Below are 18013 nucleotides of genomic sequence, written 5' to 3'. Positions count from 1 at the left end.
CGGCCCTACCCGCCAAAGCAGCGGCCGGGCCCCGGTGATGGGGTGGCGCGAAGCGAGTGGCGTCAACGCGGCGTGTTCACCGGACGCGGGCCGCGTTCACGGTCGAGCCGTACGAACACGCTGTGGACGTAGCTCGGGGCCCGGGTGGCGCGGCGGGCGGTCTCGCGGACGGTGAGGCCGTCGGTCCAACCGCGTTCGATGGCTGCCAGCGCCTCGGAGGTGCCGAGCTTGGCGGGTGAACGTTCGGGAGAGCGCGTCTCTCCTGAAGCCGTGCTCCCCGCTTGGTGTTCGGTGAACGGTGGCAGCGGGAAGCGGCGAGCGTTCGCCGTCGCCCGTGTCATCTGCGCGCGCACGTGGTGAGCCAGCGCGGACGCTGTCGGGTCCGGTCGCGCCGCCCACGGTGACGGCAGCGCGACCGTCGCGAGGCCGGCCGCGTGACGGCGGGCCGCGAGCTGGTCGAGCAACTTGTCGCGCTGATCGGCGTCGGTGCCGACGGACGCCTTGGCCACAGCTACGGACAGCCGGCGCGCGATCCGCCGACCGCGCCGCTTTCCTCGCCGTGCCGGACTGATCTCCGCGAGCCGGGCGGCCAGCGCCACTGCTCGTACGGTGGCGCGGTCGCGGGTGATCTGGGCGGCATCGCGATGTCGTTCGGCGACCCCGAGTCGGGAGAGCAGACGTTCCCGCAGCTCCCTCATCAGCAGGGCGCCGATTCCGTGGGACGACGTGTCCGGTGCGCGGTGCCGTAGCTCGATGCCCATCGCGAGGTGCCACAGCAGTGCCGCCAGCACCGGACCGACGAAGGCGCGTACGGTGCCGCCGATCGGGCCGGACTCGGCGTACGCGGGGATGATCTGCACTCCCGTGATCACCCAGACGAGCACGCCGGGGACTCCGGGAGCCGCGCTCGGTCCGTTCAGGTTCTGCCGGGCCAGCAACGCGGTGGCGAATAGGGCGAGTTCGGCCGCACCGAACATGGCGGCGCGCTCGGTGGCTCCCGCCATGTCGAGGTAGTCGGCGGCGAACCGCCATGAGGTGTCGGCGCTGTACGCCGTGCAGCCGGCCGCCGCGAGGGCGGCGACGCGCACCGCCGTTGTGCCGCGCCGCAGTTGCCGGACGAGGAGCCAGGCGGCCCAGGCCGCCAGCGCGATCAGGGCGAACGCGGCGACCGGGGTACGGGTGAGGCTCGCGAAGGCGTTCACGCCGCCTCCCGTACCGGGACCGCAGCGCTACGCAGCAGCTCGGCGCCGCCGAGCCGTAGGGCGTACCAGGCGTCCTGCAAGGCAAGGTCGTCGCGGTTGCCCTCGTCCAGCAGCTCGGCGAGTACGTCGCGGGCCACCGCCAGGCGAGCGGCCCGTTCGTCCGCAGCCTCGTGCACGCCGGGCGGACCGCGGAACAGCTCCCGGAAGCATCCCGGGAGTTCTCCTAACTCCAAGTCGTCGCCGCTCTCGCTACGACGGGTGAACGTACGCATGGAAGCTCCTGCTCATGTACGGAGACGGGGCGCCGCTGAGCGGCTCAGATGCGGAACCTCCGGGGCGACACCAACCGCGCCGACCAGCGGACGGCCGTGGTGACGGCGCTGAAGCCGCCGACGCCGGCGAGGAAGGTCAGCAGCCAGTCGGCGCCGACCTCACGCGCGGAGTGGCCAGCGACGAAGGCGAAGAGCACGGCGAGGACGTAACCGGTGGCGCGGGCCGCGTTCCGGCGAGGCGTGGCCCGAACCGCCGCACGGGCGACGAGGTCGAGGTCGCCCGGATCGGCGATGTGCAGTTCGGACGCGACCTGGAAGGCGACGAGGGGGCCGTCGGGGTGCCTGGCGAGGCCAGCCACCGTGCCGAGGGCCTGGTCGGTGCGGTCGCGGACCACGTCGCCGACTGCGAGATGCATCGGGTCCCTCCTTTGAGGTGGTGGGGACCGCTCATCACGGACGAGCGGTCATGACCCCCGGCGCGGCCGCCGACCGCTGAGACGGGGCAGCGGACGTGCCGGGATCAAAAGCACTCGTTCGTTCAGGCGCTCTGTGGAGTTCTCAAGCAACGGGCGTTGCCTTAGGGACCGATTCGCGGGCCCTCCGGACGCTCCGGGGCACAGCAACTCATCAAGAGATCCTGTCCTCAGGTCCTCTTTAGGAGTTCGTGAGTGACTGTGACACGCGACTCCTTAAGTCGTCAAGACCTCTTGAGGAGTTGTATGCTGGCGCGGGCCGATGATCAGGACGGTGAGCCGCATGGCGAAGGCATACGAACGGATCGCAGACGATCTACGTGACCGCATCCGTGCAGGTGAGCTGGGGGCCGGTGACCGCTTGCCCTCCGAGACGGTGCTCGTAGAGGAGTACAACAAGAGCCTGCCGACCGTTCGCCAGGCGCTCGGGCTCCTCCAGGCCGAGGGCCTGATCGAGAAGCAGCACGGCCGCGGCAACTTCGTCCGGCAGCCTCGTACCCCGATCCTCCGCTCGAACCTGCGGCACAAGTGGGAGAAGGACCGGGCGCGCGAGCCGGAGCAGCAGCGGAAGAAGACCGGGTCGACCGAGCACGACACCGGGCTCGAAGTGAACGATCTCGTCTTCTACGCCGTGTACGACGAGGTCGAGGCCGACGAGGAACTCGCCGCGATCTTCGGCGTCCCGGTCGGGACCACGATGGTGGAGCGGACGTACCGCACCCGGTACGAGGCGGAGGACTACCCCTTCAACCTCGTCGTCTCCTACCTAGTGCGCGACATGGTCGCCGTGAACCCGGAACTCCTGGACGCGACCAACGAGCCCTGGCCCGGCGGCACGCAGAACCAGCTCTTCACCATCGGCATCGAACTCGACCGCATCGAGGAGCGGGTATCGGCCCGCCCGCCGACGGCCGAGGAGTCCGAGGAACTCGGCCTGCCGCCCGGCACCGCCCTCATCGTGCTGGGCAAGACCTCGTACGACACCGACGGCCGCGTGGTCGAGCACTCCTACGTCCGGCTGCCGGGCGACCGCACGGAGATGACCTTCGTCACCGACCTGGGAAGGTGGTGACCGCCGTGGCGGATCGCCGGATCGACGTCATCACCGCAGTCCACGCCCCCTCGGCGCCGTACCTCGCGGACGCCTACAAGTCGCTGTGCGCCCAGGAGTTGCCCGACGGCTGGGAATGGCACTGGATCATCCAGGAGGACGGCCGCGGCGACGTCGTACGACCCCACGTCCCGGACGACCCGCGCGTCACCTTCCACCAGGGCCGACCCGGCGGCCCGGGCGTCGCCCGCACCATGGCCCTCGCGTACGCCTCCGGGCCGTACGTCAAAGTCCTCGACGCCGACGACCAGTTGACCCCCGGCGCCCTCGCCCGCGACCTGGCCCTCCTGGAGAGCGACCCCGAACTCGGCTGGACCACCTCCCGCGTCCTGGACCTTCTCCCCGACGGCTCCACCGCCGGCTTCGACGGTGACCCGGCCGACGGCCCCCTCTCCCGGGGCGCGGTCGTCGACTACTGGAAGGCCAACGGCTTCCGCGCCCAGGTCCATCCGGCAACCCTCTTCGTCCGCCGCGACCTGCTGCTTGCTCTGGGCGGCTGGATGGCTCTCCCCGCCTCCGAGGACACGGGCCTATTGCTGGCCCTCAACACCCTGAGCCGCGGCTACTTCACCCGGGAGTACGGCCTCCTCTACCGCAAGTGGCCCGGCCAGGCCACGGCCCAGCCGAGCCACACGGACGAGGCCGAACGCGAAGCCCGTATGGCGGTGGTGGCGGCCCGTGCCGAGGCGTTGGCCGATACCGGTTGGCGCCTGGCCGCGGCCGATTGAGTCAGAACATGCCTGCATGCCCGGGGAGCACCTTGTCGTGAACAGCGGGTTTACTCACTTCCCAAGGTTTGCCTATATCGGAAATCTCTGGCCCGCGGGATTCCGTGGATAGTGCATATATTCGTCGATTGGCTGACGTTATGGAGTCCGCAGAACGCTACGGCCGGGCATGGGCTTCGTAAGCGGCTGCGCAGTGGTTCGCCGAAAGCGCGCGACTACCGCCTCATGTCCGTCTCGGCCTGAGTGGACTACTTGGCCAGAATTTCGGGAAATTGTCCGCTCATTGCGATTTCTGGATCAAGAGCTGCATTTCTTGCTGCATGAGCGTCATGGTTGCGATCTTGTCGGGATCGCCGGGGCTGTATGTTTTGACGTAGATGAACATGTCGCCCCATGAGGCTGCTATTTGAGTTACTGTTTTGTTGTACTTGCTTTTCTCTGGCGACATCGTCCCCTCCCCGGCTACGGCTGGGTCGGGGAATGCGACATTAGGGCTTTTCTCCCACTTAAAGGCGGAGGCTACGCTCTGATACTCGTAACGAGCCTGTCCGCTGGTTGAGAACCTTGCGAGCCAGATGTCGGACTCGAATCCGTCGGGAGCCATCCAGCCTCGGCAGTATGCCGATATGAATCCATGGTTGGCGAGGAAGGTCCGTTCGTAGGACTGGTAGTCCTTCTGGTAGACATGTTTGACGAAACCGGCGACGTCCATGTAGCCAGTATTCTTGGCAGGGTAGTGCATTACGCCGGTGGGATACGGGAGAACCGCGTCGGCCAGTGTAACTGCTCTGCGGGTCGTCTTTTTTCTTTGTGCATCCGCCTCGGCTGATGATTTTTTCTGCCCGGATGGGCGTGTCTGTGCAGCCCCTCCAGTGAAGAGTGCGAGTATCCCGATGAGGAGTAGCACGGATATGATGCGCTGGCGCTGATGGGGCACGCACGACTCCATCGTTATGAGGGTGTTCTCATTAGGGCTGCGGTATCGCTGATGAGGCTACGGGTTGACCGGGACCTCGTAGACGACTTCGCACAGGTTGGCCGGGACCACGATGTCCGCGGTCTCGACGGGGCGGCCGTCTTCCGCGTAGTACGTGCGCTGGATGTGCGTGGCCAGGGTGCCCTTTTGGACGCCGAGCAGTGCGGCTTCCTCCGCGGTCACGACGCGCGGTGAGGGCTGCTCGACTGCGCGGGTGACGGTCACGCTGATCTGGGCCATGCGGTGGACGACGCCGGTGCCGGCGTGGGGGCCGCCCTCGGGGAGGACAACGAGGGTGCCCGCGGTGAGGGCGTAGGGCTCCCAACTGGTGGAGAGCTGGGCGGGCTTGCCGTCGGCGAGGAACTCGTAGGCGGTGCGGACGCACAAGTCGCCCTCGGCGATGCCGAGTCGGGCCGCGATGTCGGCGGGAGCCGGGATCTTGGCGTCGGTACGGCTCTCCCAGGTGCCGCGCTTGCCGAGGGCCGCCATGTCGGACTGGAAGGGCGAACCGCCCGCCTGCTCGCGGTAGACGGAGCGGACGATGCGGAGCCGTTGGCGGGGCTCGGCCACGTACGTGCCGGAGCCGGCGCGGCCTTCGAGCGTGCCCAGGGAGATCAGCAGCTCTTGGGCGCGGCGGATGACGTTGTCGCCGACGCCGTACGCGGTGGCCAGGTCGGCGCGCGACGGCAGGCGGTCGCCGGGGGCCCATTCCTGGTCGGCGATGCGCTCGCGGAGGGCGTCCGCGATCCGGAGATACGGCGGCTGATCAGGCATGTGGACAATCTAGTCCACTAGCTCTAATCTAGTGAACTAGCTTCACTGAGAGTGCCTGTTTGGCAACGGAGGACCGTTCTGTGCCCCCATCCGAAGCTCGCATCGTCGACATCTGCACGCGCCTGACGGCCGTAGGTCTGAGGCCCGAGCGGACGGACGACGGTGACGGCGTGCGGATCGAAGCGCTGGTTCCGGCCGACTTCCCCATGGGGAGCTGGCCGGAGCTTCTGGCGGTCCTCGAAACGGCCGACCGGTTCGGCTTTGCCGACAGCACCTCGCGCGGACGCCAGTTGTGGGCGGTCGTGCGGACAGCCCCCGGCCCGGCGCGTCACGCGTCACCGGGAACACCCTGAACCGTAGGAGCTGAACCGATGCCCGAACTCTTCCTCCGGGCTGCCGTGTGGATCGCGCGACAGCTCTTCCCGCCCGCTGGACGGCACCGTCAAATGCCGCTGCTGCGCCAGCAGTTGCGCACGACTCCATTGTTCCCTGCCGTCCTTGCGGCGCAGCTTGTTCCGCGCTGGAGCGTCATCCGCGCCGAGGAGACCGCGATCGTCCGTCCGTACGTGCTCGCCGCGGAGCGACGACGCGGCAGCCGCCGCGGACCCGGACTCGCGGCGACGCTGTGACCGCGCGCTACCAGGTCGTCGCCGACGACCTGCGCCGGCTGATTGCTGCGGGCGAGTACGCCGTGGGGGACCGGCTGCCGCCGGAGACGCGGCTCGCCGCGCGGTACCAGGTCAGTACACCGACGCTCCGTGACGCGCTCGACGTGTTGCAGGCCGAGGGCCTTATCGCGAAGTTCCAGGGCCGCGGCAACTTCGTGTGCCGGCCGGCGGAGCGGATCACGTATCCCGGCGGTACCGAGGGTCTTCACGTCGTCGTCAGCGTTGTCGAACGGGCCGCGTCCGGTGAACTTGCCGCCCACCTCGGCGGATCGGCGGGTGACCCGATCACCGAGTACGTGTGCCTCAGCCATCGGGAGGACGGGCCGCAGGTGCTCGCGCACGTCCACGTGCCGCATGCGGTGTCCGGCGGTCGGGTGCTCCCCGCGGGGACCTCGCCGTGGGGCGACGACATCCTCGGCGGCCTCATGGACGTGTCGGCGGAAGGCAGTTCGGAGGTGAACAGCTACGACCAGGTCACCGCCCGGTTTCCCACCGGTGCGGAAGCACAGTCGCTGCGCATCACCGCCCGTACGCCGGTGCTCGCGATCCATCGGACGGTCACGGCGGGCGGCGGTCGGACGGTCGCCTGTGTCCACGTCGTCCTGCCCGGCATCTGGGGCGAAGCCGCCTTCTCGGGAGATTCGAGGGGCATTGCCGCGGCCGACGGAAAAGGGGTGGCACGGTGATGCGGCTCCTGCCGTGGCAGGGCGCCGACGGGAAGCCCTGCTACCTGGACACGGACGCGAGCGGCTCGTCGTTCCTCTCCCGGCTCGCGGACAACGTGGAGGCCGTGCAACTCGGCCTGGGCCGCGACCTGTTGGCGAACGTACGGAAGTACACGGCCGAACAGGCCCCACCCGAGAGCGACTTGCGTGTCATGGTCGCGCACCTCTGCATGGCTCTCGCGGACGCGTTGCGCGTCGCGGAGAGCCGTGGCGGGCGACTCCCGGTGCCTGACGTGGACGAGGACGCGAGGGAGACCGTACGGCTCCGCCAAGTCGTCCAGTCCTTCAACGAGCGCGCGATCGGGCGGTGGGACGCCACCTGATCACCGCCTCACCCGAGCTGCGGTCCCTCCTCGACGCCGCAACGCTCCCACCGACGAAAGGAAACCAAGCCGATGACTGTCGGCACTACGAATGCGGGGTCATGCGTGGCCGACCGGAAGCGCGAGTGGACGATCAGCACCACCAGCGGCGTCACCGTGTCCGGGTACCTGCCCCGCTGGGCGCAGGAAGACCCGAGCGAGGTGGATGTGCCGCCGGAGGAACTGGCCGCGCGGCTGGCCGACATCACCCACCACGTGGACTTCCCCGGACAGATGCTGGACTCGTACTCGCCGGGTAACCCCACCAGCCATGACGCTCCGTTGGAGATCCTGCGCAGCAGCATCGACTGCAACCCCTACGCCACCGGCAGCGACCCTCGGTGCCCCGTGGTCAACATCCGGATCGCGGGCGAGTTCTGGCTGACCGACCTCGGCCCGAAGGAAGTGGCCGGCCTCGTGGCGAAGCTGCGCACCCTGGCCGACCGCCTCGACCGGGACATCATCCCCACCCTGGACAACGCCCGCTCCGACTGGACCAACCGGCCCATGACCTCCACCGGTGGCCGCTCATGACCACTCCCGACACGTCGACCCCCGCCACTACCGGTGCCGCACCGGTCGGCAGCAGCGTGCTGGCGGCGAGCGGACTCGTCCTCGCCCCCGGCGGCGTGACCGCCCGCGCCCTGTACGCCGCCCACCTCGCCGCGCTGCGCAAGCGCGCCGGCCTCTCGCTCCAGGGGCTTGCCGACCAGTGCCACTACGAGCAGTCCTATCTCCACCGCCTCGAAGGCGGAGGGCGCATCGGCACCCTCACCGTCGCCGAGACCCTGGACCACTTCTACGACACCGACGGCCTGCTCGTCGCGCTGTGGCAACTGGCGAAGCGAGAGCTCAAACGGCTCGCGGTCGGAGGCATGGAAGCCCTGGAAACGGCCGCGACCAGCATTCAGGAATTCGCCCTGGCCACCATCCCCGACCTGCTCCAGACCCCCGCCTACGCTGGCGAGCACCTCGCCAACTCCGGTCCCCACCGGCCGGAAGCACTCAGCGCCCACATCGAAACGCTGCGACGACGTCAAGCCCGCCTCACCGACACCGCATCCCGGCCCGTCCGCTACCGCGCCGTCCTCGACGAAGCCGTCCTGCACCGAGCCGCCCGCAACGCCGCCACCTGGACCAACCAACTCGACCACCTCATCACCGCAGCCCACGACCCCGCCATCACCCTCCACATCCTCCCCGCACACACCGGCCCGCACCTCCTCGCCGGTCCGATCCACCTGCTGTCCTTCCACGTCGGCCGCGACCTGGCCGCCGCGAACAGCGCGCTCACCAGCCACGTCACCGACGACCCCGACGACGTCGACCACCTCCGCCAGACCTACGACGCCCTCCGCGACACCGCCCTCAACCCCGCCCAGACCATCGAACACCTCCGCGCCCTCCGCACCACCGCACCCTGACCGATCAACTCCACAGCCCCACACAGGAGTCCACGCCCATGAACCCCACCATCGCTGACCTCGACCACCCCACCGACCCACGTCCACCCGAACCCATCCCCGAGCCGACCACGCCGGAGCAGGAGAGCACGCCGCACACCTGGACCATCACCACCACCGAGGGCATCAACCTCACCGGCTACCAGCCCGACTGGTCCATGGATAACCCCAGCCGCACCGGCATACCTCTCGACCAGGCCATGCGCCGCCTGCGGAGCTACTCTCACTTCGAGATGCTCCCCGCCGAGCCCATCGCCCCCCTCGCCCCCCTCGCCGACACCGCCCTCGGCGGGCCCGGCTACTGGTACGTCGTCGTCCAGATCGAGTGCTACCCCTACTCCGAGCAGCTCCAACAGCGCATCCCCACCGCCAACTTCGCCATCATCGAGGAATACGAGGTCGGCAACCTCGCCCCCGCCGACCTCCACCGCATCGCCGACCAACTCCGCGCCCAGGCAGCGCTTTTCGAGACCACGGTCCTCCCTGCCCTCATCACCGCCCGCGAGGACTGGGCCACCCACCACCCCACGACCACCGTCAGCGACCAGGGCAAGGCCGATATCCCGTGATCCGCCACTGGAAGATCGCCTTCATAGCCGGCTGGACCGGCATCGCGCTGATCGCCGGCCTGACCCTCGGATGTGGACTCGTCCTCGGACTGGCCATCGCCAGCCAGCCCACCCCCTGAGAAGACTCCGCTCCGGGCGCCGCAATGCGCCCCCGTCCGCCCCTCCCACCCCTTCGGGACACGGCCGAGGAGACGCCCGGAGCGGACACCCGAAAGTGCCCGTCGACTCCACGCCACATGCACCCCGCCGCGAACGCACCTATGGCCGCTCCGCCTGCCCTCACCGGCCCAACACCCGAGGTCAGCCGCAACGCAGGACGACATCGCCGACTACCAGTTTTGCCGCCCTGATTCATGGCATCCCTCAGGGAAGGGTCTCCGCGTCGACGCGGGAGAAGATGAGGTCGCTCTCGCCTGTGACCGGGCCGGGCCAGCGGATCGGTACGGCGGAGGCGCCGCGCAGCGCTGTCGGGTAGGTGGCGGCGGCGTACTCGTTGGCGAGCCGGTAGACGTGGAAGCCGGCGCCGCGCATCGTATCGAGCAACTCCTCGACCGAGTCGCCGAGTTGCTCCATACGCTCGGGGGTGACCTCGACGGTGACCTCGGCGTCGGGGCGTAGGCGTTCGAGCATGGGGGCCATGCCCCGTACGACGCTGCCCTCGGCCCCTTCGACGTCGATCTTGACGACGCGGGCGCGGGTGATCTCGTCGTCGGTGAGGACGTCCGGGAGCGGGTGGGCGTCCATGTCGAAGACGGACTCGGTCGGGCCGTCCCAGGGAACGATGCTGTTGGCGCCCATGTTCGCCGAGCTGGCGAGGATGAACGTGAGCGTCTGGTCCTTGTCGGAGACGGCGGTGTGCACGGCGCGGATGTTCGTGCAGCCGTTGAGGCGCGCGTTCTGCTCGACCCGGTCCAGGAAGGGGCGCGACGCCTCTATGGCGACGACGTGCCCGCTGGGGCCGACGAGCTGCGAGGCGAGCACGCTGAAGTAGCCGATGTTCGCGCCGACGTCGATGTACGTGTCCCCCGGGCCCAGACGGTTACGGAGCCAGTGCGTCATGCGCGGTTCCCACGTGCCGAACAGGTACAGGTAGCGCTGGATCAGGTCCTGGGTGTCGACGGCGAAGCGTGCGCCGCTCTCGGTCTCGGTGACGCGTCGGCGCGGCGTGTCCCGCAGGTGCGGGTTCAGCCAGCGGCCGGCCAGCGGGCCCTTGCCGAGGGTGCCGGGGGCGTTGCGCACGTACCAGCGGCCCAGGGTGACCAGTGCCTCCGTGGTGGGGTTGCTCATCCGTACGCTCCTCCGCGCTGCCGGCAGGTCCCCACCCTACGGGCGCCGCCGCGCCACCACCCACAGCGTTCGCGGTCCCGATGCCCCGGAACCACCCCCTTGCAGCCGCCCGCCCTCCTAAAATCCTCAAGACGTCTTGATGACTCGGGGACCGGGGGTGGGCTTGAGCACGTCCGAGCAGTTGCTGACCATCGCCGCGGTGCTCCTGGGAGCCCTCACCACGTACGTCACCAACTACTGGACCGAGCGCCAGCGCATCCGCCGCGAGCTGCTCACCCGGTGGGACACGAAGAAGCTCGAAGCGTACGAGAACTACGTCGACCGGGTCCGCGCCGCAATCTACCTCGCCGTCGAGCTGTACGAGCACCGCGAGGGCATCCGCCTCAGCGACGACCCGGAGGCGCGCCAACGGGCGGAGTTGTCGGAGGCCACCCACCTCCGCGGCCGCGCCTTCGAGCGCATCATGCTCCTGGCGGGCGACGAGGTCGTGGAAGCCGCCCACGCGCTGAACGCGGCCACCCTGGAAGTCGACTGGCAAGCCACCGGCAAGACCCCAGGCACCCTGGACGACTGGCGCACCCGCAACCGCGCCGTCTTCGCGGCGATCAACGCCTTCCACGAAACCGCCCGGGCGGACCTCGGCGTCAGCGGCTCCGTGACGGGCGAGGTCCACCCAGACCGCGACCTCCTGCTGCCGTCGAGCCGTCGAGAAGGTAACCCAACAACTCGTGATGGGCAGGGCGGGAGCAACTGAGATCAACTACCTAAGTAGATCGATCTGAGCAAAATAGGAGACAAAACTCGCAAGCACCTCTACCCTCGCACCAGGGAATCTAGCAGTGTCAAGAGGGGGATCACGGATGGAATTGAGCGCAACACGACTCACCTGCTTCGCCCTCTTGTCGGCAATTGAGGAAGATCTACGAGCTCGTATCGAGTTCTCTATGTATGGAATCCCGGTTGAACAGGTTCTGGGTATTAAGCGTGCCGCCGATGCTCAGCGACGGTACACACAAGATCAAGGAAACACGTCGACCCCGACTCTTTCAGATCTGCTCCCGTATGTAGATTTTTCGGATTCCTTTGAGATTTTAAACTCTGCGGGGGCAAAACTTGAGCCGCGTGAGGCGGAATTTATTCACGAGAACACGCGACGTTTGCAAAATTTGATCCCCGTCAGAAATCGCGTGGCGCATACGAGGCCGCTGGATTTCGATGATCTCCCCACGGTTCTGGATGTAGCGAGACTTTTCTCAAATTCGATTGATATTGACACTCCAAAGATAGATCATGTTCTTACTAGGCTAGAGAATGAGCCTTCTTTCGTCCTTGGCCTTGAGATCAGATTCCCGGACGTCACTCCTGATTCTTCGGCGAGGCACAACTTGCCTGTGCCCGACTTTGACGAGACTGGATTTATTGGAAGAAAATCCGTCGTTAGATCACTGATTCGTACAATCCGAGGACCGTATCCAGTAATTAGCCTAGTCGGGGATGGTGGAATCGGTAAGACCTCGTTGGCCCTAAAGGCCGCCTATGAGATTCTGGATTCCCCCGACGGCCCGTTCGACGCAGTGGTATGGACTACTGCGCGAAACTCACTTCTCACAGTGAGAGAGATTAAACGCATCCAAGGGGCTGTCAAAGACTCTCTTGGAATGCTTCGAGCTGCCGCAGAGGAACTGGGGGGGAGGGCGGCAACTGAAGATCCAATGCGGGAAGTACTTGAGTACATGCAACACTTTAAGGTACTTCTAATCCTGGATAATCTGGAAACGGTCCTCGACGCGAAGCTAAGAGAATTCCTACGTGAGCTTCCCGGCGGTAGTAAGGTGCTAATCACCAGCCGTATCGGAATTGGCGCGCTGGAGAACCCAATCCGAGTGGAGCCGCTTGAGAACAATGAGGCCGTAAGCCTGCTCCGGGCGCTGGCGAAAATCAGAAACGTGAAGTCGCTGCAGGGGCTTCGGCCATCCGTGATCAGCAGTATCGTTGACCGCACGTCGGCTCATCCGCTCTACATCAAGTGGTTCGTTTCTGTCGTTCAGGCTGGGCAGCGGCCTGAAGATGCTCTGAGAAGCGGCCTGCTTCTTGATTACTGTATGTCAAATGTGTACCGGTATATTTCGGAAACAGGTCGCCTTGTCCTCCGTTCCATGCAGACCTTGACAGGACTACATAATCAGGCCGAGCTGGCGTATCTAAATGATCTCGATGTAAAGACGTTGCAATCTGTGATCCTCGAACTCATTACGACCAACTTCGTCTTGATGCGAACTGCATCTGCGGGGAATGCAGTAGTTACCGAGTACGAGGTGAGCGAGTTTGCGTTGGACTACCTCGAAAAGCATCATCCCGTAGGGGAAGACGAACAGCGCTGGCTCCGCGACCGGAACACGAGCCTCTTTGCATACGGTGAGCAAATGAGCTTGAAGTCGAAATCGAATGCGTATGATGCAAATTCGCTCGATGTTCGAGATGCCAAAGATTTCAGTGTCGCTGCAAAGCTGATAGACGCGCTTGGTCTGATATACCAAGGGGACGTAAGTCGTGCACTGCAGATAGTTAAGGACGCGCAGGATTTGGCGCCACATTATCATGAATGCTACCGCCTTGAGGCGATGGCTAGAATCGCCAGCCATAACCTGCACGGTGCAAACTTGGCTTTTGAGAAGGCCCTTGAGCTAAATTCTGATAGCTCCGCTTTGAATTGGTTCTATGCTCGATTTCTGATTCGCGACTTTGGTCAGCCACAAGTTGGCCTGACTTATCTGCAGAAAGCCGCAACCCTCGATCCATCTAGTGTTGTGATCAAGCTGGAAATCACTAAGGCGTACCAGCAACTTGGATCTGACGGATTGGCGCGAGAGGTATGCGTATCTCTTCTCGGTAGCCCAGAGACAGCTCTTGAGATAAAAGCGAGGGCTTTGGAGATATATGTTAAGTCTCTAACGTCGGCAGCGAGTAAGCGCTATGGCGGAGGAGACTACGGTGGCTGCCTTGAATTGCTTGAATCCCTTAAAGACGTTCTGGATGATCTGACGGGGCTTTCTGCGGATGACCTGGTCCGAGATCGGGTAAATTACGCCAGAAGTCTATCGAGTGGTGTGCAAATCAAAACTGCGGATAGTTATCTCGCTCATTCTGCGTCAGTTATCAGCGCTTCGCTTGCCCGATGGCTCGGTATTGGAGCAAATGATGTTAATGATCGCGCCTATGGTACTGTAAAGACAATGCAGGCGGATAGGGGATTTGGATTCGTTCGCCCTGCGGATGGCGGCGGGGACATATTTTTCCATGCGACGGACTTCAGGCCAGTTGAGGAGTTCTCGCATGTACGAGAAGGTTCTGAGATTTCTTATAAAAAGATTTCAAAGGCGGGGAAAATTCGCGCGGTCGAGGTATGGTTGGTGGAGCGGTGAGTGACGGACACTTGCTGCGGGCCATGCGCGGGCCGAATGTCCTCGCTGAATGTCCGTCTGATGGATGAAGCCAGGTCAAGACCTGTGCTCTGGTACCGGCGGCCGTCATCTTGAAAACCGTCGTGGCAGCGATGTCACCGTGGGTTCAAATCCCACAGCCTCCGCAGCGCTAACGCTTCAGCAGGTTCGATGGGGTGCCCCGGATGCCGGGGTGCCCCATCGGGCGTTTGGTGGGGGCGGGTTGGGTGGGGGGCTAGAGTATCGATTTTTCTTCGGTGACCATTGCTGTGACCGAGTCCATGTCGATGAACTTGCTCTCGTCCGGGTTCACCAGTTCCTTGTAATTCGCGGACGCGAAGAATGCGTTGTGGTCGGCCCAGTTGTCGAACCAGATTTCGGTGATGCCGTCGTAGGCGGGGTGCGGGTAGCCATCGGCGGGTACGGGGTGGGAGACGGTGTACTTCTTGACGTACTGGTGTGCCTCGGGGATCGAAGTGAACAGTGGGGCGTGGCGGTTTCGGTGGTGGTCGACGAATTCCTCGAAGGTCATCCCGTCGATACGGTTGATCATGAAGACGAACTTGATCACGGACTTCTTCTCTTCCTGCTCGGGGAGGCGGGAAACGGGAGGCGGGAGGTCGGCGGCCTCATGCCCTGGGGCGGGGCGCCGGCCGGTCATGGGGTTAACCTAGACGCTCACATTGATGTCAAGGGCAAGTCGCTGTGACCCAATGCACACGAGGTGTTGAGATGCGGATCGGTGAACTGTCCGCCCGGACCGGGGCAAGCCGTCGATCGCTGCGCTACTACGAAGAGCAGGGGTTGCTGGTCAGCGCGAGGTCGCCCAGTGGTCAGCGGTACTACGACGACGAGCATGTCCAGCGGGTGACGCTGATTCAGGTGTTCCTGGCCGCAGGAATGTCCAGCAGAACCATCGCCGGGATGGTCCCCTGCATGACGGAGCCCAACGTGAAAAGGGCCAGGAATGCCCTGACCGCGATGAATCAGGAGCGGACTCGCCTTTCCGCCACGATCGACGGCCTCGTCGCCGCCAGGGAAGCGCTTGACCGCCTGATCGACGTCAACCGGGATTATCTGGTGGACGCCGTGCGCACCGTGGACGCCGCGGACGGCCAGGTCCCGGAATAGGCGCGCGGGCCGGGGCGATTCCTTCGGCGCCCCGCGTACGTGCCCGCTCATGCGGATACGCGCCACGCGCGGGACAATGGTGAGGGTGGAACGACGGTACGGGCTCGCTCGGAGCCGGGTCGGGAGGTTTCGCCATGGGATCTGCGGATGCGCACGGGGCTGTGCGGGTCGGAAGCGGCGTCGGAAGCGGCGTCGGGGGCCGCGCCGGGGGTCGCGCCGGGGGTCGAGGGGGGTCCGGTGGGGGAAAGCTGAAGTGGCCGGCGGGGTGGGCGGCCACGTGGGCGGTGCTCTCGGGGCTGCTCGCGTGGGGCGCCGCCGAGACCGACACGGGTGACACACAGAACGTGATCGCCGTGATGTCGTTCGTCTGCTTCGTCTTCTTCTGCATGGCGCTGGTGCACGTGGTGCGGGCCGTCAGGCGGCGGTGACAGCCGTCAGGCGGCATTGACACCGGGCTGGGGCCGTCCCCATCATTGCCGCGGCATGCCTGCGCGGGCATGTCGCGAAGACCTCCTCAGCGTGCACGTTCGCGCAAGTTCGGCGTGCTCGCCGCCTGGGGCCGACCCCACCGGACCGTCAGGAGAAGAGTTCGTGCCCGACATCGACCGCCGCAGGTTCCTCCAACTCGCCGGCGGTACCGCCGCCGCGTCCGTGCTCACCGGTGGCATCGCGAAGGCCGCCGCGTTACCGGCGGTGGCCGGTAGCGGCACCTTGCAGGACGTCGAGCACGTCGTCGTGCTGATGCAGGAGAACCGTTCGTTCGACCACTACTTCGGCACGTTGCGAGGGGTGCGGGGCTTCGGCGACCCGCGCCCCGCGGTGCTGCCGAGCGGGAAGACGGTCTTCCACCAGGCGGACGGCGCCGGGCGCGAGACGCTGCCGTTCCGGCCCACCGCGGACAACCTGGGCCTGAAGTTCATCCAGGACCTCGACCACAGCTGGTCCGGCACCCACACGGCGTGGAACGGCGGCAACTACGACGCCTGGGTGCCCGCGAAGAGCACCACGACGATGGCGTACCTGACGCGGAACGACATCCCCTTCCACTACGCGCTCGCGGACGCGTTCACCATCTGCGACGCCTACCACTGCTCGATGCTCAGCTCGACCGACCCCAACCGCTACTACATGTACACCGGTTACGCGGGGAACGACGGCAAGGGCGGCGGCCCCGTGCTCGGCAACGAGGAGGCGGGCTACGGCTGGACCACCTTCCCCGAGATCCTGGAGAAGGCCGGCGTCACGTGGAAGGTCTACCAGGACATCGGCACCGGCCTTGACGCGGCGGGCAGTTGGGGCTGGACCAGCGACGCGTTCATCGGCAACTACGGCGACAACTCGCTGCTCTACTTCGACCAGTACCGCTCCGCCCAGCCCGGCGACCCGCTGTACGACAAGGCCCGCACCGGCACCGACGCCGCCCACGGCGACGGCTTCTTCGACCAGCTCAAGTCCGACGTGCTGAACGGGAAGCTGCCGCAGGTCTCCTGGATCGCCTCGCCCGAGGCGTTCTGCGAGCACCCCAACTGGCCCGCGAACTACGGTGCTTGGTACGTCTCCCAGGTGCTGGACGCGCTCACCGCCGACCCGGACGTGTGGAGCCGTACCGCCGTCTTCCTCACCTACGACGAGAACGACGGCTTCTTCGACCACGTGGTGCCGCCGTTCCCGCCCGCCTCCGCCGCGCGCGGGCTGTCCACCGCCGACGTCACGCAGGACCTGTACACCGGCGGTGTCTCCGGATACGCGGCCGGGCCGTACGGGCTCGGCCCCCGGGTCCCGATGATCGTCATCTCACCCTGGAGCACCGGTGGTTGGGTCTGCTCGCAGACCTTCGACCACACCTCGATCGTGCAGTTCGTCGAGAAGCGGTTCGGCGTGCACAACCCGAACGTCTCACCGTGGCGGCGCGCGGTCTGCGGCGACCTCACCGCCGCCTTCGACTTCACCCGCAGCGACGCCTCGGCGCCCACACTGCCGGGCACCGGCGGATACGCCCCGCCGAACCACGACAACCCCGGCGACTACGTGCCGACTCCGCCGTCCGCCGGCGCCCTGCCCCCGCAGGAGTCCGGGCTGCGCAACGCCCGCGCGCTGCCGTACGACCTGGCCGTCGGGACCAGGCCGGTCGACGGGCGGATGCAGTTCACCTTCGCCAACTCCGGTGCCGCGGGCGCCGCCTTCCTCGTCACCTCGGCGGTGCGCTCGGACGGGCCCTGGCCGTACACGGTCGAGGCGGGCAGGACGCTCACCGACACCTGGGCGATGCCCGCCGCCTCCTCGCGGTACGACTTCTCCGTGTACGGGCCGAACGGCTTCCTGCGCCGGATGGCCGGTACGGCGGGCTCGGTCGGGCCCGAGGTGGCCGCGCGCAACGACGCCTCGGCCGGCCAGGTCACCCTGGTGTTCACCAACCCCGGGAGTTCGGCGGTCACCTTCACCGCCACCGACGCGTACGCCCCCGGCGACCACTACACCTACACCGTGGCGGCGGGCGGCTCGCGCACCGTTCCGGGCTGGGGAGTCGCCGCCGCGAACCACTGGTACGACGTCACGGTCACCTCCGACGCCGACTCCGCCTACGTACGCCGCTTCGCCGGACATGTGGAGACCGGCGCCGCAAGCACCAACGACCCTGCTACCCGGACGAGGTGACGTTCTGTCAGGATTGACCACGGCGGGTCGCCCGGCCACGCACCGCCCGGCCGGTCGGCCCGCCACGGCGCACCCGTGTCCTCGCACCCGCGTCCCCGCACCCAGGTACTCACCGGATGAGCTCAGGGCGGGTTGAGTAGGAGGCCCGATGAGGGGTGGCGGGCGTTCGGTGAGGGT

At 66.4% G+C, this 18013-nt stretch carries 22 protein-coding genes; 15 read left to right on the top strand and 7 right to left on the bottom strand.

The genetic code is table 11. The features are described from left to right. Positions 1-62: 62 nt before the first annotated feature. The 3 genes from WA788_RS03920 to WA788_RS03910 are packed head-to-tail and all read right to left on the bottom strand — an operon-like array spanning position 63 to position 1890. Positions 63-1202 (bottom strand): hypothetical protein, encoded by a 1140-nt coding sequence (locus WA788_RS03920; protein WP_443033968.1) that lies wholly within the window; start codon positions 1200-1202, stop codon positions 63-65. Beyond that, on the bottom strand, positions 1199-1474 hold the full coding sequence (locus WA788_RS03915) for a hypothetical protein (RefSeq protein ID WP_335971619.1): 276 nt from the start codon (positions 1472-1474) through the stop codon (positions 1199-1201). Before WA788_RS03915 ends, WA788_RS03920 begins: the two co-directional genes overlap by 4 nt. Positions 1475-1518: 44 nt before the next feature. After that, positions 1519-1890 carry a hypothetical protein gene (locus WA788_RS03910; RefSeq protein WP_335971617.1) on the bottom strand — a complete coding sequence of 124 codons (372 nt, stop codon included), beginning with the start codon at positions 1888-1890 and terminating at the stop codon, positions 1519-1521. A 340-nt stretch (positions 1891-2230) separates the two neighbouring features. Here WA788_RS03910 and WA788_RS03905 point away from each other — a divergent pair, with 340 nt between their 5' ends. Both WA788_RS03905 and WA788_RS03900 read left to right on the top strand, forming a co-directional pair. Beyond that, a complete protein-coding gene (locus tag WA788_RS03905) occupies positions 2231-3019 on the top strand; it encodes a GntR family transcriptional regulator (protein ID WP_335971615.1) in 789 nt (262 codons plus the stop codon). After that, positions 3016-3786, top strand: coding sequence for a glycosyltransferase family 2 protein (locus tag WA788_RS03900; protein ID WP_335971613.1), 771 nt, complete (start codon positions 3016-3018; stop codon positions 3784-3786). Before WA788_RS03905 ends, WA788_RS03900 begins: the two co-directional genes overlap by 4 nt. A 280-nt stretch (positions 3787-4066) precedes the next feature. Here the strand turns inward: WA788_RS03900 and WA788_RS03895 are convergent, their stop codons facing one another. Together WA788_RS03895 and WA788_RS03890 are read right to left on the bottom strand one after the other, a co-directional pair. Further along, entirely contained in the window at positions 4067-4723 is a 657-nt protein-coding gene (locus WA788_RS03895; protein ID WP_335971612.1) for a hypothetical protein, read from the bottom strand. A gap of 57 nt (positions 4724-4780) precedes the next feature. Continuing rightward, on the bottom strand, positions 4781-5536 hold the full coding sequence (locus WA788_RS03890) for a GntR family transcriptional regulator (protein ID WP_335971610.1): 756 nt from the start codon (positions 5534-5536) through the stop codon (positions 4781-4783). Between the two features lie 59 nt (positions 5537-5595). Between WA788_RS03890 and WA788_RS03885 the strand changes: the two genes are divergently transcribed. The 8 genes from WA788_RS03885 (at position 5596) to WA788_RS03850 (ending at position 9442) form a co-directional block, all read left to right on the top strand. Continuing rightward, positions 5596-5889: a hypothetical protein gene (locus WA788_RS03885; RefSeq protein ID WP_335971608.1), complete on the top strand. Its 294-nt coding sequence runs from the start codon at positions 5596-5598 to the stop codon at positions 5887-5889. An 18-nt stretch (positions 5890-5907) separates the two neighbouring features. Further along, a complete protein-coding gene (locus WA788_RS03880; RefSeq protein WP_335971606.1) occupies positions 5908-6165 on the top strand; it encodes a hypothetical protein in 258 nt (85 codons plus the stop codon). Beyond that, positions 6162-6890 carry a GntR family transcriptional regulator gene (locus WA788_RS03875; protein ID WP_335971604.1) on the top strand — a complete coding sequence of 243 codons (729 nt, stop codon included), beginning with the start codon at positions 6162-6164 and terminating at the stop codon, positions 6888-6890. Before WA788_RS03880 ends, WA788_RS03875 begins: the two co-directional genes overlap by 4 nt. Then, entirely contained in the window at positions 6890-7252 is a 363-nt protein-coding gene (locus WA788_RS03870; protein WP_335971602.1) for a hypothetical protein, read from the top strand. The genes WA788_RS03875 and WA788_RS03870 overlap by 1 nt, the downstream gene beginning before the upstream one ends. Before the next feature lie 105 nt (positions 7253-7357). Further along, a complete protein-coding gene (locus tag WA788_RS03865) occupies positions 7358-7825 on the top strand; it encodes a DUF6907 domain-containing protein (protein ID WP_335971600.1) in 468 nt (155 codons plus the stop codon). Beyond that, positions 7822-8715: a helix-turn-helix domain-containing protein gene (locus WA788_RS03860; RefSeq protein ID WP_335971599.1), complete on the top strand. Its 894-nt coding sequence runs from the start codon at positions 7822-7824 to the stop codon at positions 8713-8715. Before WA788_RS03865 ends, WA788_RS03860 begins: the two co-directional genes overlap by 4 nt. 38 nt (positions 8716-8753) lie before the next feature. Then, a complete protein-coding gene (locus WA788_RS03855) occupies positions 8754-9323 on the top strand; it encodes a DUF6907 domain-containing protein (RefSeq protein WP_335971597.1) in 570 nt (189 codons plus the stop codon). Continuing rightward, positions 9320-9442 (top strand): hypothetical protein, encoded by a 123-nt coding sequence (locus WA788_RS03850; RefSeq protein ID WP_335971594.1) that lies wholly within the window; start codon positions 9320-9322, stop codon positions 9440-9442. The genes WA788_RS03855 and WA788_RS03850 overlap by 4 nt, the downstream gene beginning before the upstream one ends. A gap of 244 nt (positions 9443-9686) precedes the next feature. Here the strand turns inward: WA788_RS03850 and WA788_RS03845 are convergent, their stop codons facing one another. Continuing rightward, positions 9687-10610, bottom strand: coding sequence for an FkbM family methyltransferase (locus tag WA788_RS03845; RefSeq protein WP_335971592.1), 924 nt, complete (start codon positions 10608-10610; stop codon positions 9687-9689). A gap of 157 nt (positions 10611-10767) precedes the next feature. Between WA788_RS03845 and WA788_RS03840 the strand changes: the two genes are divergently transcribed. Beyond that, positions 10768-11364, top strand: a complete 597-nt coding sequence (locus WA788_RS03840) for a hypothetical protein (protein WP_335971590.1) — start codon at positions 10768-10770, stop codon at positions 11362-11364. 106 nt (positions 11365-11470) lie between these two features. Next, complete coding sequence (locus WA788_RS03835; RefSeq protein ID WP_335971587.1) at positions 11471-14032, top strand: cold shock domain-containing protein; 2562 nt, start codon at positions 11471-11473, stop codon at positions 14030-14032. Positions 14033-14285: 253 nt separating this feature from the next. Here the strand turns inward: WA788_RS03835 and WA788_RS03830 are convergent, their stop codons facing one another. Continuing rightward, complete coding sequence (locus tag WA788_RS03830) at positions 14286-14711, bottom strand: EthD domain-containing protein (RefSeq protein WP_335971584.1); 426 nt, start codon at positions 14709-14711, stop codon at positions 14286-14288. 71 nt (positions 14712-14782) lie between these two features. Here WA788_RS03830 and WA788_RS03825 point away from each other — a divergent pair, with 71 nt between their 5' ends. The 3 genes from WA788_RS03825 (at position 14783) to WA788_RS03815 (ending at position 17836) form a co-directional block, all read left to right on the top strand. Then, positions 14783-15181 carry a MerR family transcriptional regulator gene (locus WA788_RS03825; RefSeq protein WP_335971582.1) on the top strand — a complete coding sequence of 133 codons (399 nt, stop codon included), beginning with the start codon at positions 14783-14785 and terminating at the stop codon, positions 15179-15181. 284 nt (positions 15182-15465) lie between these two features. Then, positions 15466-15609: a hypothetical protein gene (locus WA788_RS03820; RefSeq protein WP_335971579.1), complete on the top strand. Its 144-nt coding sequence runs from the start codon at positions 15466-15468 to the stop codon at positions 15607-15609. Between the two features lie 163 nt (positions 15610-15772). After that, positions 15773-17836, top strand: coding sequence for a phosphocholine-specific phospholipase C (locus WA788_RS03815; protein WP_335971577.1), 2064 nt, complete (start codon positions 15773-15775; stop codon positions 17834-17836). The last annotated feature ends 177 nt before the right edge of the window (positions 17837-18013 follow it).

This window comes from Streptomyces sp. CA2R106 (genome assembly GCF_037034245.1).
Taxonomy (GTDB): domain Bacteria; phylum Actinomycetota; class Actinomycetes; order Streptomycetales; family Streptomycetaceae; genus Actinacidiphila.
The sequence above is the reverse complement of the archived record's forward strand: the minus strand, read 5'-3'. Positions and strand labels throughout refer to the sequence as shown.

Excerpts from the sequence above, each read along its gene's own strand:
- WA788_RS03915 (WP_335971619.1), bottom strand. The coding sequence starts at position 1,474 with ATGCGTACGTTCACCCGTCGTAGCGAGAGCGGCGACGACTTGGAGTTA.
- WA788_RS03910 (WP_335971617.1), bottom strand. The coding sequence starts at position 1,890 with ATGCATCTCGCAGTCGGCGACGTGGTCCGCGACCGCACCGACCAGGCC.
- WA788_RS03905 (WP_335971615.1), top strand. The coding sequence starts at position 2,231 with ATGGCGAAGGCATACGAACGGATCGCAGACGATCTACGTGACCGCATC.
- WA788_RS03890 (WP_335971610.1), bottom strand. The coding sequence starts at position 5,536 with ATGCCTGATCAGCCGCCGTATCTCCGGATCGCGGACGCCCTCCGCGAG.
- WA788_RS03880 (WP_335971606.1), top strand. The coding sequence starts at position 5,908 with ATGCCCGAACTCTTCCTCCGGGCTGCCGTGTGGATCGCGCGACAGCTC.
- WA788_RS03870 (WP_335971602.1), top strand. The coding sequence starts at position 6,890 with ATGCGGCTCCTGCCGTGGCAGGGCGCCGACGGGAAGCCCTGCTACCTG.
- WA788_RS03860 (WP_335971599.1), top strand. The coding sequence starts at position 7,822 with ATGACCACTCCCGACACGTCGACCCCCGCCACTACCGGTGCCGCACCG.
- WA788_RS03855 (WP_335971597.1), top strand. The coding sequence starts at position 8,754 with ATGAACCCCACCATCGCTGACCTCGACCACCCCACCGACCCACGTCCA.
- WA788_RS03845 (WP_335971592.1), bottom strand. The coding sequence starts at position 10,610 with ATGAGCAACCCCACCACGGAGGCACTGGTCACCCTGGGCCGCTGGTAC.
- WA788_RS03835 (WP_335971587.1), top strand. The coding sequence starts at position 11,471 with ATGGAATTGAGCGCAACACGACTCACCTGCTTCGCCCTCTTGTCGGCA.
- WA788_RS03830 (WP_335971584.1), bottom strand. The coding sequence starts at position 14,711 with ATGACCGGCCGGCGCCCCGCCCCAGGGCATGAGGCCGCCGACCTCCCG.
- WA788_RS03825 (WP_335971582.1), top strand. The coding sequence starts at position 14,783 with ATGCGGATCGGTGAACTGTCCGCCCGGACCGGGGCAAGCCGTCGATCG.